This is a genomic window from Streptomyces sp. NP160 (assembly GCF_006335115.1).
GTDB lineage: Bacteria > Actinomycetota > Actinomycetes > Actinomycetales > Quadrisphaeraceae > Quadrisphaera.
Genome location: NZ_VDMJ01000016.1, coordinates 42,056 through 55,685 on the forward strand (window position 1 = coordinate 42,056; position 13,630 = coordinate 55,685).

A 13,630-nucleotide genomic window follows, 5' to 3' on the forward strand; every position below is an offset into this window, starting at 1 on the left:
GCGCGTGGAAGAGACCCGGGTCCGCGTGGCAGCGATCGACTGCGGCACCAACTCCCTGCGCCTGCTCGCGGCTGACGCGGTGGTCGACGCCGACGGTGCGCCGCGGTCGCTGGTCGACCTCGCGCGGACCATGGAGGTGGTGCGGCTCGGCCAGGGGGTCGACAGGACGGGCGAGCTCGCGCCGGAGGCGCTGGAGCGCACCCTCGCGGAGACGCTGCGGGTGAGGGACCGGCTCCTGGAGCTGGGCGTCCCGCTCGACGCCGACCACGTGAGGTTCGTGGCGACGTCCGCCAGCCGCGACGCGCGCAACGCCCACCTGCTCGTCGACGGGGTGCGCGACCTGCTGGGCGTGGCCCCCGAGGTCATCACCGGGGCCGAGGAGGCGTCGCTGAGCTTCCTCGGTGCCACCGGAGAGCTGTCCGGCGCCGGCGTGGCGGGCCCGCACCTCGTCTGCGACCTGGGCGGCGGCTCCACCGAGCTGGTGCTGGGGGAGCACGACGTGCGGGCGGCCCGCTCCGTGGACGTCGGCTGCGTGCGCCTGACCGAGCGGCACGCGCTGTCCGACCCGCCGACGCCGGCGCAGGTCGAGGCGCTGGTGGGCGACGTGCACTCGGCGCTCGGGGTGGCCGCGGCCGCGGTGCCGCTGGAGGAGGCGCGCACGCTGGTGGGCGTGGCCGGCACCGTGACGACGGTGACCGCGCACGCGCTGCGCCTGCCCGCCTACGACCCGGCGCGCATCCACGGGGCGGTGCTGCCGGTCGCCGACGTGGTCGCCGCCTGCGACGAGCTGGTGGCGATGACGCGCGAGCAGCGCGCGGCGCTGCCGTTCATGCACCCCGGGCGCGTGGACGTCATCGGCGCGGGAGCCCTCGTGTGGCGGGAGGTGGTGCGCCGGGTGGCCGAGTGCGCCGGCGTGGGCGAGGTGCGCACCAGCGAGCACGACATCCTCGACGGCACAGCCCTCGCCCTGGCGCGCCGGGCCGCGGGCACGAGGACCTCCCCGTGAGCGCGGCCGCGGTCCCCGCAGCCGACGCCGCGACCGCGCCGCCCGACCCGGCGCGGCCGGGCGGCGCGCTGCGGCTGCTGCCGTCGGCGCTGCTCGCGGCCTCCGGCGTGCTGCTCTTCGCGCTGGAGGCGCGCCCCGAGGGCTGGGCGGTGCTCGTGGCCGGCGTCGTCGTCGCGGCCCTGGTGGGACGGCGGGAGCGGTCCTCCTACGGGCGTGACCACCTGCTGGCGGCGCTCGGCCTGTGCGTCATGAGCCTCGTGCCCGTCACCACGGACATCTCGTGGGCGCACATGACCACCATGGGCGCGGCCATGGTGGCCGCGGTGGGTCTGCCGTACGCGCTGTCGCGCTGGGGCTTCCGCGACCACGCCATCACCTTCCCCGTGGCGACGGGCCGGCGGTGGAACCGCTTCGAGTGGTGGTGGCTGGCCGCCGTCGTCGTGCTGGGGTGGACCGCGCTCCCGTTCTACCTCATCACCAGCGGGGTCTACGAGAACTGGCCGGCGGCGAGGACCCCGGACGAGCTGGGGCGGCTGTTCCTGGGGACGAACGCCCTGGGCATCTGGGACGAGCTCTTCTTCATCTGCACGGTCTTCACGCTGCTGCGCCGCCACCACCCGGTGTGGCTCGCCAACCTGCTGCAGGCGGTGCTCTTCACGGCGTTCCTCCACGAGCTGGGGTTCCGCGAGTGGGGGCCTCTGCTGGTGTTCCCGTTCGCCCTCATCCAGGGCCTGACGTTCGCCGTGACCCGCTCGCTGAGCTACGTGGTGGCGGTGCACCTGACCTTCGACGCGATCCTCTTCATGGTGCTGGTGCACGCCCACACCCGGGAGTGGTTCCCGCTGTTCCTCTACTGACGGGGGCCGGCCGGCACGTCGGCCGAGCACGTCGGCCGGCGCCTCGGCCGCAGCTGACCGCGGTCAGGCCCGGGACTGACCCGGTCTCCTGGCGGAACCCCCGTGGAGGACACCGGTGTGGCGCTCTGGAAGGTAGTGCGCTTCGCGCAGTAGTGTGCGGTGCGTGGACACCACGCAGCTCCTCAAGGGGGTGCTCGACGCGGCCGTGCTCGCCGTCGTCGAGGACGACGACGGCTACGGCTACGACGTCGTGCGGCGCCTGCGCAGCGCCGGTCTGGAGGACGTCGGCGACGCCTCCGTCTACGGCACGCTGCGGCGCCTCTACGCCGCCGGCGCGCTGAGCAGCTACGTGGTGCCCTCCGAGGAGGGGCCGCACCGCAAGTACTACGGCATCAACCCCCGCGGACGGGAGCTGCTCGAGGCCCAGCGCAAGAGCTGGCGCGCCTTCAGCGAGACCGTCGACCACCTGCTCGCGCCCGAGGGAGAACCCCGATGAGCACCACGCTGCCCGTGCCCGCCCCCGGCCCCTCCCTCGACCCCGCCGCCGAGGCGCGCGGGTACGCCGCCGCGGTGCGCGCGGAGCTGGCCGACCTGCCCGCCGAGGTGGTCGAGGAGCTCACCGGGGGCCTCGAGGCCGACCTCGCCGAGCTGGCCGCGGAGTCCTCCACGCCGCTGCTGGACCGGCTCGGCAGCCCCCGCGCCTACGCCGCCGAGCTGCGCTCCAGCGCAGGGCTGGCGGACCGCAGCGGTGCGGCGCCGGCGCCCGAGCGGCGCGGCCTGTGGGAGCGGACCGCCGACGCGGTGCGCGAGGACCGCGAGCGGCTGCTCGGGGCCCTGCGCGCCAGGCCCTGGTGGCCGGGGGCGGTCGAGCGCGGAGTGCAGCTGCGCCCCGCGTGGTGGGTGCTGCGCGGAGCCGTCGGCGGGTGGCTCCTGGCCTCGGTCCTGGACGGGCGCGGCGTGCTGGGGCTGCTGGTGGTGGTCGCCGCGGTGGCGGCCAGCGTGGAAGCGGGACGCCGGACGTGGACCGAGGAGTGGCAGCGCAACCTGCTCGTGGCGGGGAACGTGCTCGCCGTCGTCGTCCTGCCGTTCGCGCTCGCCGCGGTGGTGGCAGGGCCGAGGGAGGTCTACGTGTACCCGAGCTCCACCACTCCCGACGGGTCGCTGGAGATGTCGCAGGGCGTCTGGTCCGACGGGCAGGTGGTGACGAACATCTACCCCTACGACGCGCAGGGCCGGCCCCTGACCGGTGTCCAGCTGCTCGACGACTACGGCCGCCCCCTCGTCACGTCGACGGGCGACAAGGCCGACTGGTCCGGCGGTGGGGCGTCTCCGCTGGTGCCCACCGTCTCGACCGACGGCGCCCTGCGCTGGAACGCCTACCCGCTGCGCGCCCAGGCGGGTGCGGCCGGAGCGGCTCCGACCACGCCGCCGCTGCCCGAGCCGACGCTGCCGCCGCTGGTCGGGTACACCGCCGACGGGGGGAGCGCCGCCGCCCCCGTCCCGTCGGCCACTGCGACGGCGACCGCACCGGCCAGCGGGGCGCCCGCCCCGCTGCCGGCCACCGGGACCGCACCGGCCGGGACCGCACCGGCCGACGGGGAGACCGCGGTGGAGCCCGTCGTCGTCGCGACGGCTGCGCCGACCAGCTGAGCCCGGGCGCCGGGAACGCTCCCGTCCCCAGTCCTGGGGGTGGCGGCGCCCGGCTCGTGGCGGTTTGGGTGGATCTCGGGCGGGGTACCGTTGCCCTCGGACGTCAGCGGCACAGGTGCCGCTGCCAGCACTCGCGTCGGGGGGCGGAGGGTGACGGCGACCAGGGTCGTGCGCACGGTGGTCACCACCGCCCTTCTCTCCTGCGCGATCGCCGCCCTGTGGCTGCTCCTCGCGGCGCCCACCGCCTCGGCGTCCGGACGTGACGACGCTGCTCCGTCCCTGGTCGCGGGCGCCGTGGAGGACCTGGACGACGTCGTCGGCGGCCTCTCGGGTGGCGGCTCCGGCGCGGCCGGCGCCGACCCAGCGGTCGAGGAGCCGGCGCCCGCGGCCGAGCAGCCGGCGGAGCCCGCTGACCAGGTGGAGCCCGCCGAGCAGGCGGAGCCCGCTGACCAGGCGGAGCCCGCTGAGCAGGCGGAGCCTGCTGACGAGGCTCGTCCTGCGGGCGGCGGAGCCGACCGCGGCTCCGCGGAGCCCGTCCAGGAGGACCCGGTGGTGCGCGTCCTCGACGCCGTCGACGAAGCGGTGCCGGCGGTGGAGCCCGTGACCGAGGCGGCGCAGCCGGTCGTGTCCGCTGCGGAGCCCGTCGCCGCGTCTGCAGCCCCGGTCACCGAGCCCGTCGTCGAGGCCGCCGAGCCGGCGCTGGAGCCGGCGCTCTCCGAGGTGGTCGAGCCGGTCGCGGCTCCCGTCTCGCGCGCCGTGGAGCCCGCCGCGCAGGTCGTCGAGGCGGTCGTCGAGCCGGTCGTGCAGGCCGTCGACGTGCCTGCGGTCGCTCCTGTCGCAGAGGCCGTCAGCCCAGTGGTCGAGGACGTCGCCGCCGCCGTCGTCGCCCCGGCGGCGGAGGTCGCCGCCCCGCTCACCGAGCAGGTCGCCGCGCCCGTCGTCCAGGCCGCGTCGACCGCCGCCCGCCCGGTCGTCGAGGACGTCGCAGCCCCTGCCGCAGCCCCGGTCGCAGCGGTCGTCAGCGCTGCCTCGGACGGCGCGGTGGCGCCCGTGGTCCAGCCCGCCGCCCAGGTCGCCGCTCCCGTGGTGAGCGGTGTGGTGGTGCCCGTGGTCGAACCCGTGGCCCGGTCCGCGGGCGCTGCCGTCGACGGGACCGCCAGCACCGCGGTGCCAGCCGTCGGCGCTGCAGCCGCTCCCGTCGTGAGGTCGGTCGCCGCTGCCGCGGTGGAGCCGGTGGTCGCCCGCGCGGTGGCCCCCGTCCTCGCCGCGGTCCCAGCGGCCCCGGCTGCGGCCGGGGTGCCGGCGACCGCCGACGTCGTCCGCACCCCCTCGGCGGAGGTGCCGTCGCTCGTGCGCCCCGCGCTGCCGGCCCGAGCGCTCGTGGTGGGGCCGCCCGCTGACGCGCCCGTCCCTGCGCCGGCAGCGGCGTCCTCCGCGCCTGCGGTGGTCGAGCCCCTCGGCCCCCCGGTGCCCGCGCCGTCCGCGGCCGCCACCCCGGCGCCGCTGGCCCTGACCTCCGCCGCCTCCAGCGACGCCGCCGCGCCCCGGACCTCACCCGCATCCCACGCCGCCGCGGCCACCAGCGCCGACCGCGGCGGGGCCACGGGCGGCACCGTCCCGGGTGACGGCGCACCCGCGTCACCGGTGGGTCCGCGCGCGGCGGTCGCCGCCAGCGCCAGCGCGTCCCTGACCGCCTCCAGCGCTGGTCACGACGGCCCGAGCGCGGTCCTGCCGGCCTTCCTCGTCCTCGCCGCGGCCGGTCTCACCGTCCGCGGCCTGGCCCGCTCCGCGCGGCCCTCGCAGCGCGCGTCGCTGCCCCTCGTCCGACCCGCCTGACCCCTCTCCCTCCCGACGGCTGCGGCCGCCGCTGCCCAGCAGCGCGTCCGCTGCGGACCTCGCCGCTCCGCGCCCCGGTCGAACCTCGGAAGAGAGAAGCCCCGCCATGCTCGTGCGCACCTGCCTGCGCGCGCTGGCCGCCCTGCTCGTGTCGACGGTGGTCCTGGTCCCAGGACCACCCGCGACCGCGCACCCGGTCCCCGCCGCAGCCGCACCACCCGCAGCGACCTCCACCAGCACCACCGCCACCACCACCGCGCCGTCGACCGCCCCGGTCGGCCTTCCGGCAGCTCCGCCCAGCGGCGCGGCCCCCTACGTCGTGCGCTCCGGCGACACGCTCACCGGCATCGCCCGCGCCACGGGCACACCCGGAGGGTGGCCCGAGCTCTTCGCCGCCAACCGCGACGTGCTCGGCCCCTCACCGGACCTCCTCCGCGTCGGCACGGTGCTCGTCCTGCCCGGGACCTCCCCCGCGGGCGCGCCGGCCGCGCAGCCGTCAGCGCAGCCCGCCGCGGTCACCACCTACGAGGTCGCCCCGGGCGACTCGCTGCGCTCAGTGGCGTCCCGCCTCGGCGTCGACGGCGGGTGGCCCGCCCTCTACGCGGCCAACCGGTCAGCGGTCGGGCCCGACCCCGACCGCCTCGCCGTCGGCGCGCGGCTCGTCGTGCCCGCCGCGGTGGCGTCTGCGCCCGCAGGGCCCGCGCCCGGGACGTCGGCCGCTCCCGGTGCCGGAGCGGGCACCCGCCTCGGTGCTGCGCCCGAGACCCCCCGGTCCGCACCCGGAGCGGCACCTCCGGCCTCCAGCGGTGCGGGTGCGGACGGCGCCGTGTCGAGCGCCGTGCCCGCCTGGGTGACGTGGCCGATGGGTCTGGTCGCGGCCCTGGCCGCGCTCGTGCTCGTCGGCGACCCGCTCCTGGCGCTGGTCCGCCGCCGCACCGCTGCCCGCAGCGCCCGCACGGCGGCCGCCGCGCCCGCAGGTGCGACGGCAGCGGCGAGCGCCGTCCAGCGGCCCGGTCTCAGCCTGCTGCAGCGGGTCGACGACGTCGGCCGGCCCGAGGAGGGGGAGGCGACCGGCCCGTGCGTCCACGTGGAGCGGCACCCGACCCTCCTGGTCAGCTACAGCCCCGCCGACGACCTGGTGCTCCTCCTGCTCCCGGAGGAGCACCGCGTGGACGACGTGCTGCAGGTGGCGCGCGTCGCGCTGCCCGAGCGCGCCTACCGAGCCGTGGAGCGCCGCCTCCCCACGCCGCTGCGCCGCCCGGCGCCCGGACCGGTCAGCGCTCGGTGGGCGGGGTGACGCGGCGGGCGCTCGCGGCGCGCAGCGACTCCACCAGGGCCGCCACGTGACGGCGGTCGTCCGGGCTGAGGTCAGCCAGGCCGGCGACGATCACCGCGGTGTCCGGCTCGACGCCGACCGTGCCCCGCGACAGCCCCGTGGCCTCGGCCACGGCTGCCTGCAGCACGGACAGCGGCAGCTCCAGCGCTGCGGCGAGCGCCTCCAGCCGGCTGGGGCGTGGTGCGCGCTGGATCGGCGTGGTGGCCAGGTGGTGGACCGTCGAGCGGGGCAGGCCGCTGCGGCGGGCGACGTCCCCGTAGGACCAGCCGCGCTCGCGCATCCGCTCCTGCAGGAGGCGCTGCACCGCGCCCGGTGGTCCCTCGAGGGGGCCCGTCGGCCCGTCGGCCCGGGACGCGGCGTCCTGCTCGGCGGCGGGTCGAGCCGCCGGCTGCGTCGGGGGCTCCGGATGCGTGCTCACCACCACTGGTCCGCCGTCCTCCCGCTCGCTGCCCGCCCCCCGATCCCGGAAGTCCACCACAACCCGGGGCGGTGCCGGGGGTTGTGCTCCCGAGGAACGCCGCCTACTGTACAAGTTACTTGGACAGTTCGTTCAAGGGTTTCGGTCGATCGGTCGAGTCGGACGCTCAGCAAGGGGGGGTGTCTCGAAGGACCGGCCGGAGCCTGGAGCACCACAGAGGCACAAGGAGACGTGCGATGACTGTTCTCACTGCAGCCGACCTGGCTCTCGAGTCCGTCGAGATGCTCCCGACCCGCGAGACGCTCAACGCGTACAGCGGGGGCCACGGGTCGCTGATCTCCGTCGGCGACGTCCTCAGCGGCAACGACGTGCTGAGCGACAACGACGGCAACTTCAGCGGCAACCTCAACGGCAACTTCAGCGGCAACGAGTACACGGACAACTCCGACAACTCCGTCGACAACTCCGACAGCTCCACCAACGACTCGTACAACGACTACGGCCACGGCGGCTGGGGCGGCGGCCACGGCGACTGGCACGACGACTGCACGTGGTGACCCGTCGCGCCTGAGCGGTCGGAAGGGCCGCCCCCGGTGCCCGGGGGCGGCCCTTCCGCACGTCGGGGGTCGACGACGACGAGTGAGCAGGAGGCGGCATGACCGCGCAGCTGGAGCACCCCGACCTCGCCGGGCCGTCCGCGACCCGCCGGCCGCCGGCCCGGGCCGCCGGGCTGGAGCTGCTCGGCGAGCTCCGCGGCTCCGGCTCGCAGCGGCCGCCGGGCCTGGTGCGCCGCGACGACGGGCAGGTGCTGCAGCTGACGCCGCTGGCCTACCGGGTGCTCGCGGCGCTGGACGGCGTCCGCACGTCCGCCGACGTCGCCGCGGAGGTCTCGCAGGGCGGCGGCGACGAGGTCGACGCAGCGGGCGTCCGCTTCCTCGTGGCGAGGAAGCTGGCGCCGCTCGGCCTGCTCGACGACGAGCGGTCGACCCCGCCGCCGCGCGCCGACCCCCTGCTGGCGCTGCGGGCCCGCACGCCGCTGCTGGGCCCGCGAGCCGTGGGGGCGGTGGCGCGGGTCCTGCAGCCGCTGTTCCGCCTGCCGGTGGTGCTCGCCGCCGTGGCGGCCCTGGCGCTGCTCGACGTGTGGCTGCTGGCGGTGCACGGGCTCGGCGGGGCGCTCGGGGCCGTGGTGCGCGACCCAGCGCTCGCGCTGGCGGTGGTCGGCACGGCGGTGGCCGCGGCGCTCTTCCACGAGTGCGGGCACGCGGCCGGCTGCCGGTTCAGCGGCGCGCGGCCCGGTGCGGTCGGCCTGGGGCTCTACCTCGTCTACCCGGCCTTCTACACCGACGTCAACGACGCCTACCGCCTCGGGCGGGCCGGGCGGCTGCGCACCGACCTCGGCGGGCTGTACTTCCACACCCTCGCTGTGCTGGCCCTCGGCGGGGCCCACGCGGTCACCGGCGCCGAGTGGTTGCTGCTCGCGGTGCTGGTCATCCAGCTGGGCATGCTGGAGCAGCTGCTGCCGCTGGTGCGCTACGACGGCTACCACGTGCTGGCCGACCTCGTCGGCGTGCCCGACCTCTTCGCCCGCATCGGCCCTGTGCTGCGCCACGCGGCCGGGCGGGGGTCGGGCCGCGACCCCCGCGTGGTGGGCCTCAAGCGCTGGGTCCGGGTGGTGGTGACCGGGTGGGTCGCCGTCGTCGTCCCCTTCCTCGTGGTGGCCCTCTCGCTGCTGCTGTGGCACCTGCCCCGGCTGGTCGCAGCCCTCGGGGGAGCGGGGCTGGCGGAGGCGGGAGCGGCTGCGCGCGCCTTCGAGGCCGGCCAGGCGGCCGCCGGCACCGCCGCCGCCCTGAACGCGGGCCTCCTGCTGCTCGTGGTCGGGGGTGTCCTCTGCGTGCTCGGGCGCGTCCTGCGGGCGGCATCCCGGGCGGCGCGGCGCTGGTCCGCGGGGCACCGCCGCCGCCGCACCTGCCTGGTCGCCGCCGCGGTGGCGCTCACCGCCGCGCTGCTCACCGGGTGGCTGGCCTCCGGGCAGCTCGTCGTCTGAGGAGCGCCCACACTGGCGGGGTGCCGCCCCCGCGCCCGGAGCTCCTGCGCCACCCGCTGCCGGGCGACCTCCACCGCTCGCCGGTCGAGCCCGGGTCGGGGTGGCCGGAGGACCCCGCCGAGCCGGGCACCCGCGTCGCGCGGACGCCGGCGGGGGTGGTGCGGTCCGCGGCGGCCTCGCGGACCACCGAGCAGCTCGACGCGCGGGTCTCGGTCTGCCGCGCCTGTCCCCGCCTCGTCGCCTGGCGGGAGGAGGTGGCCGCCACCGGCCGGCGGGCCTACCGCGACCAGCCCTACTGGGGCCGCCCGATCTCCGGCTGGGGGGACGCGCACGCCCCGCTGCTGGTGGTGGGGCTGGCCCCCGCCGCCCACGGCGGCAACCGCACGGGACGCGTCTTCACCGGTGACAGGTCCGGTGACTGGATCTTCGCCGCGCTGCACCGCGCCGGCCTCGCCGCGCAGGAGCGCAGCGACCACGCCGGTGACGGGCAGCACCTCACCGGCGTCCGCATCGCCGCGGCCGTGCGCTGCGCCCCGCCGGACAACCTGCCCACCCCCGACGAGCGCGCGGCCTGCGCGCCCTGGCTCGACCGCGAGGTGCAGCTGGTCCGGCCGCGGGTGCTCCTGGCCCTGGGCGGCATCGCCTGGGACGCCTCGCTGGCCTGCGCCCGCCGCCTCGGGTGGGCGGTGCCGCGACCGGCGCCGCGCTTCGGGCACGGCGCCCGCGCCGTCCTGGCCCTCCCGGGGCAGGACGGCGGCGGAGCCGTGCACCTGGTGGGCAGCTACCACGTCAGCCAGCAGAACACCTCCACCGGCCGGCTCACGGAGGCGATGCTCGACGACGCCGTCGCCCTGGCCGCGGCGCTCGCCGGGCTGCCCGGTGCGGGGGCCCCTGGGCCGCGCGGGTGATCGGGCGCCCCCTGCGGTGTGCTTCGGGTCGCGCGCGACGCGACTGGAGGAGACGATCACGGGCTCACCCCCGCGGGTGCCTCCTGACGGCGGAGTCTGGCGGCCCCGTTAGCACGCGTGCCCGGGCGAACCCTAGATTTGGGGCATGACCGCCCCCTCCTCCCTGGAGTCCCCTGTGCCCGCCGCGGCGGGACGCCCCCGGATCCTGCTGCTCGGCGGGGGCTTCGTGGGCCTGCTCACGGCGCGCCACCTGCTCAAGCAGCTCAAGCCCGGCGAGGCGCAGGTCGTCGTCGTCGACCCGCGCCCCTACATGACGTACGCGCCGTTCCTGCCCGAGGTGGCCGGCGGCTCGATCGAGTCCCGCCACGTGGTGGTCTCCCTGCGCCAGGCGCTCAAGGGCGCCGACGTCGTCACGGGCACCGTGACCGGCATGGACCCGGCCCGCAAGGTCGCCTTCGTGCAGCCGCAGGAGGGCGAGCAGGTCGAGATCTCCTACGACCAGGTCGTCGTCGGCCTCGGCGCGGTCTCCCGCACCTTCCCGATCCCCGGGCTCATGGAGCAGGCGATCGGCTTCAAGTCCGTCGAGGAGGCCACGGCCTGCCGCGACCACATCCTCGACCGCCTCGACGCCGCCGCGGTCATGACCGACCCCGCCGCCAAGGCGCGCGCGCTGACCTTCGTCTTCGTCGGCGGCGGATACGCCGGCATCGAGGCCATGGCCGAGCTCGAGGACCTCGTCCGCGCCTCCGTGAAGGACCACTCCGGCATCAGCCAGGACGAGGTCAAGTTCATCGTCGTGGAGGCGCTCGGGCGGATCCTGCCCGAGGTCGGCCCCGAGATGAGCCTGTGGTCGCTGCACCAGCTCCGCGAGCGCGGCATCGACATCCGCCTCGACACCCAGCTGAAGTCCATCGAGGGCGGTCACGCCGTGCTCTCGGACGGCACCGAGTTCGACACCGACACCGTCGTGTGGACCGCCGGCATCAAGTCCAACCCGGTGCTGGCCAACACCGGCCTCCCGCTGGACAAGCTCGGCCGCCTCACGGTCCGCGCCGACCTGCGGGTGGCCGGCGAGGACGGCGTGGTCGAGGGCGCCTGGGGCGCCGGCGACGCCTGCGCCGTGCCGGACCTCACCAAGGAGCCGGGCCAGTTCTGCGCTCCCAACGCCCAGCACGCCGTGCGCGAGTCCAAGGTGCTGGCCGCCAACCTCGTGGCCACGCTGCGCGGCGAGGGCCTGACCGAGTACCGCCACAAGTACATCGGCACGGTCGCCTCGTTCGGCATCGGCAAGGGCGTCGCCAACACCTTCGGCGTGAAGGTCAAGGGCTTCCCGGCGTGGGTCATGCACCGCGCGTACCACCTCTACGCGATGCCCACCCTCGACCGGAAGGTCCGCATCGCCCTCGGCTGGGCGGCCTCCGGCATGGGCGTCACCCGCGACATGGTGGCCATCGGCCGCCAGGCGCGTCCCCGCGAGGACTTCGTGGCCGCCGGCGCCAAGCCGCCGGCGCCGCGCCCCGTGGGCGACCCGGCTCCCTCCAAGAGCTGAGGACCTGACGACGACGGCGGGGCCGGTGCACGTGCGCCGGCCCCGCCGTCGTCGTGACGGCCGACCGCGCGGGCCCGGCCCGCCCCCGTAGCCCAACCGGCAGAGGCAGGCGCCTTAAAAGCGCCTCAGTGCGGGTTCGAACCCCGCCGGGGGCACCAGCACCCGTCCGCCCGCTCTCACGCCTGGGCGGCCAGGCGCACGTGCGTGGAGGCGCCGCCGTACCCCGCGTACCCGCCGCGCCGCTCGAGCAGCTCGACGTGGAAGCCCGTGGAGAGCACCGCCGTGTAGAGGTGCAGCAGCTCGCCGCCGTCGGCGTCGCGGTCGTAGAGCAGGCCGTGGGAGCGCAGGTCGTCCAGCTGCTCGTCCGGCAGCGCGAAGCGGGCGCCGAGGTCGGCGTAGTAGTTGTCGGGCACCGGCATGAGCGGCACGCCGGCCTCCCGCAGCCGCACCGCCTCGGCGCGCACGTCGGGCACCGCGCACGCCAGCTGCGTCACTCCGCGCCGTCGCGGGGCCCCCGCCGCGGTCTCGGGGGCGTTGAGGACCAGGCGCAGGTCACCCCGGGCCGGGCGCAGCGCGCGCGAGCGCATGCGGCCGTGCGGCTCCACGAACTCCTCCACCGGCCCCGGCTCGAGCCCGAGGAGCGTGCGGTGGAAGGAGACCTCCTGCAGCAGCAGGTCCGGCGGCACGGCCACGGTCACGTGGTCCAGGCAGGTCCAGCCCGCTCCCGCCGCGCCGCCGGCCTCGAGCCCGCCGGTCGAGCCGGCCGGGAGCGCCTCGAAGTCGCCGCGCCAGTGGTCGGCCTGCCCGGGCTCGGCGGACAGGAGCACCTGCAGGCCCGAGGGGGTGGCCAGGCCCGGCAGGACCGCCTCGCCCCCGGACCTCACGACGTCGACGGCGGGCCACAGCAGGGCGGCGGCGCGCGCTGCGACGTCGGTCACCGGGGGAGCGACCAGGCCCAGAGCGGTGGCTCCTCCGGTGGCCATCGCCTCGGCGGGGGCCTGCGAGACCACCACGTGGGCGCCGCCGTTGCGCCACAGCGCCACGGGCTTGCTGCGGTGGCGGCCGGCCGCGACGAAGCCGAGCGCCTCCAGCAGGCGCTCGACGTCCGAGCCGGGGCTGGCCGCCAGCTCCACGAAGGCCGGGTCGACCCTCGCGGCCGCCGGGGGAGAGGCCGCCACCACCTCGCGGGCGGGGGAGGACGCCGGCAGGCGGGCGGCGAGCTGGTCCTCGAGGAAGACCAGGGAGCGCTTCGCGTCGCGCGCGGTGACGGACGGCGCGGCCTCGCGCACGAGGTCGCTGAAGACCTCCAGCGACAGCGGTCCGCGGTAGCCGGCCTCCAGCACCGCCGCGACCACCCCGGCGACGTCGAGCGCGCCCTGCCCCGGGAAGCACCGGTGGTGGCGGCTCCACTCCAGCAGCCCCATCTGGAGCACCGGGGCGTCGGCCACCTGCAGGAAGCCGATCCGGTCACCCGGCACCCCGGCGAGCGCTGCGGGCCCGTCACCGCGGGAGAGCAGGTGGAAGGTGTCGACGGCGAGCGTCACCGCCGGGTGGTCGGCCCGCCGGACGACGTCCCAGGCCCGCCCCACCCGGTGCACGTGGCGGCCCCACGCCAGCGCCTCGTAGGCGATGGTCACCCCGGCCTCGGCGGCCAGGTCCCCCAGGCGGTGGAGCTGCTCGGCGGACAGGTCGACGTCGTCGACGGCGTCGGGCAGGGCGTTGGAGCAGCACAGCACCGTGGTGGCGCCCAGCTCGGCCATCACCGCCAGCTTGGCCCGGAAGCGGTGCTCCACCGCCGCGAAGCGCCCCGGGGCGACGCCCTCGACGTCGCGCACCGGCTGGAACAGGTCGATGCTCAGCCCCAGGTCCGCGCACCGGGCGGCCACCTCCCGCGGCGTCAGCGCGGAGGCCACGAGGTCGTTGTCGAACAGCTCCAGCCCGTCGAAGCCCGCCGCGGCGATGGCGGGCAGCTTGTCGACGAGGCGCCCGCTGAGCGAGACGGTGGCGATGCCCTGGTGCACGGGGC

Annotated in this window: 12 protein-coding genes and 1 tRNA gene; 11 read left to right on the top strand and 2 right to left on the bottom strand. The window is 77.1% G+C overall.

What is annotated here, in order from left to right; genetic code table 11:
• Positions 1-4: 4 nt before the first annotated feature.
• The 6 genes from FHN55_RS10330 to FHN55_RS10355 all read left to right on the top strand — a co-directional run bounded on the left by FHN55_RS10330 (position 5) and on the right by FHN55_RS10355 (position 6,646).
• On the top strand, positions 5-1,006 hold the full coding sequence (locus FHN55_RS10330; protein WP_139712240.1) for an exopolyphosphatase: 1,002 nt from the start codon (positions 5-7) through the stop codon (positions 1,004-1,006).
• Positions 1,003-1,863: a CPBP family intramembrane glutamic endopeptidase gene (locus tag FHN55_RS10335; protein ID WP_218974541.1), complete on the top strand. Its 861-nt coding sequence runs from the start codon at positions 1,003-1,005 to the stop codon at positions 1,861-1,863. The genes FHN55_RS10330 and FHN55_RS10335 overlap by 4 nt, the downstream gene beginning before the upstream one ends.
• Before the next feature lie 163 nt (positions 1,864-2,026).
• Complete coding sequence (locus FHN55_RS10340) at positions 2,027-2,359, top strand: PadR family transcriptional regulator (protein ID WP_139712241.1); 333 nt, start codon at positions 2,027-2,029, stop codon at positions 2,357-2,359.
• The gene (locus tag FHN55_RS10345) at positions 2,356-3,513 is read left to right on the top strand and encodes an HAAS signaling domain-containing protein (RefSeq protein WP_139712242.1); all 1,158 of its coding nucleotides are present in this window, start codon (positions 2,356-2,358) and stop codon (positions 3,511-3,513) included. Before FHN55_RS10340 ends, FHN55_RS10345 begins: the two co-directional genes overlap by 4 nt.
• 150 nt (positions 3,514-3,663) lie before the next feature.
• The gene (locus FHN55_RS22630; protein ID WP_180357751.1) at positions 3,664-5,349 is read left to right on the top strand and encodes a hypothetical protein; all 1,686 of its coding nucleotides are present in this window, start codon (positions 3,664-3,666) and stop codon (positions 5,347-5,349) included.
• Positions 5,350-5,455: 106 nt separating this feature from the next.
• On the top strand, positions 5,456-6,646 hold the full coding sequence (locus FHN55_RS10355; RefSeq protein WP_139712243.1) for a LysM domain-containing protein: 1,191 nt from the start codon (positions 5,456-5,458) through the stop codon (positions 6,644-6,646).
• Here the strand turns inward: FHN55_RS10355 and FHN55_RS10360 are convergent.
• On the bottom strand, positions 6,624-7,103 hold the full coding sequence (locus FHN55_RS10360; protein WP_257570857.1) for a helix-turn-helix transcriptional regulator: 480 nt from the start codon (positions 7,101-7,103) through the stop codon (positions 6,624-6,626). The two genes, FHN55_RS10355 and FHN55_RS10360, sit on opposite strands and share 23 nt — an antisense overlap.
• A gap of 236 nt (positions 7,104-7,339) precedes the next feature.
• Between FHN55_RS10360 and FHN55_RS10365 the strand changes: the two genes are divergently transcribed.
• The 5 genes from FHN55_RS10365 to FHN55_RS10385 all read left to right on the top strand — a co-directional run bounded on the left by FHN55_RS10365 (position 7,340) and on the right by FHN55_RS10385 (position 11,762).
• Positions 7,340-7,660 carry a hypothetical protein gene (locus FHN55_RS10365; RefSeq protein ID WP_139712244.1) on the top strand — a complete coding sequence of 107 codons (321 nt, stop codon included), beginning with the start codon at positions 7,340-7,342 and terminating at the stop codon, positions 7,658-7,660.
• 98 nt (positions 7,661-7,758) lie between these two features.
• A complete protein-coding gene (locus FHN55_RS10370) occupies positions 7,759-9,147 on the top strand; it encodes a hypothetical protein (protein ID WP_139712245.1) in 1,389 nt (462 codons plus the stop codon).
• A 155-nt stretch (positions 9,148-9,302) separates the two neighbouring features.
• Positions 9,303-10,055: a uracil-DNA glycosylase gene (locus tag FHN55_RS10375; RefSeq protein WP_373995720.1), complete on the top strand. Its 753-nt coding sequence runs from the start codon at positions 9,303-9,305 to the stop codon at positions 10,053-10,055.
• 145 nt (positions 10,056-10,200) lie between these two features.
• Entirely contained in the window at positions 10,201-11,604 is a 1,404-nt protein-coding gene (locus FHN55_RS10380; RefSeq protein ID WP_139712246.1) for an NAD(P)/FAD-dependent oxidoreductase, read from the top strand.
• An 81-nt stretch (positions 11,605-11,685) separates the two neighbouring features.
• Positions 11,686-11,762: transfer RNA gene (locus tag FHN55_RS10385), tRNA-Leu, on the top strand.
• Between the two features lie 18 nt (positions 11,763-11,780).
• Here FHN55_RS10385 and FHN55_RS10390 read toward each other — a convergent pair.
• On the bottom strand, positions 11,781-13,625 hold the full coding sequence (locus tag FHN55_RS10390; RefSeq protein WP_139712247.1) for a sugar phosphate isomerase/epimerase and 4-hydroxyphenylpyruvate domain-containing protein: 1,845 nt from the start codon (positions 13,623-13,625) through the stop codon (positions 11,781-11,783).
• Positions 13,626-13,630 lie beyond the last annotated feature (5 nt).

Bases quoted from the DNA above. Each gene is read 5' to 3' on its own strand.
- FHN55_RS10380 (WP_139712246.1), top strand. From the start codon at position 10,201: ATGACCGCCCCCTCCTCCCTGGAGTCCCCTGTGCCCGCCGCGGCGGGA.
- FHN55_RS10345 (WP_139712242.1), top strand. From the start codon at position 2,356: ATGAGCACCACGCTGCCCGTGCCCGCCCCCGGCCCCTCCCTCGACCCC.
- FHN55_RS10365 (WP_139712244.1), top strand. From the start codon at position 7,340: ATGACTGTTCTCACTGCAGCCGACCTGGCTCTCGAGTCCGTCGAGATG.
- FHN55_RS10370 (WP_139712245.1), top strand. From the start codon at position 7,759: ATGACCGCGCAGCTGGAGCACCCCGACCTCGCCGGGCCGTCCGCGACC.
- FHN55_RS10355 (WP_139712243.1), top strand. From the start codon at position 5,456: ATGCTCGTGCGCACCTGCCTGCGCGCGCTGGCCGCCCTGCTCGTGTCG.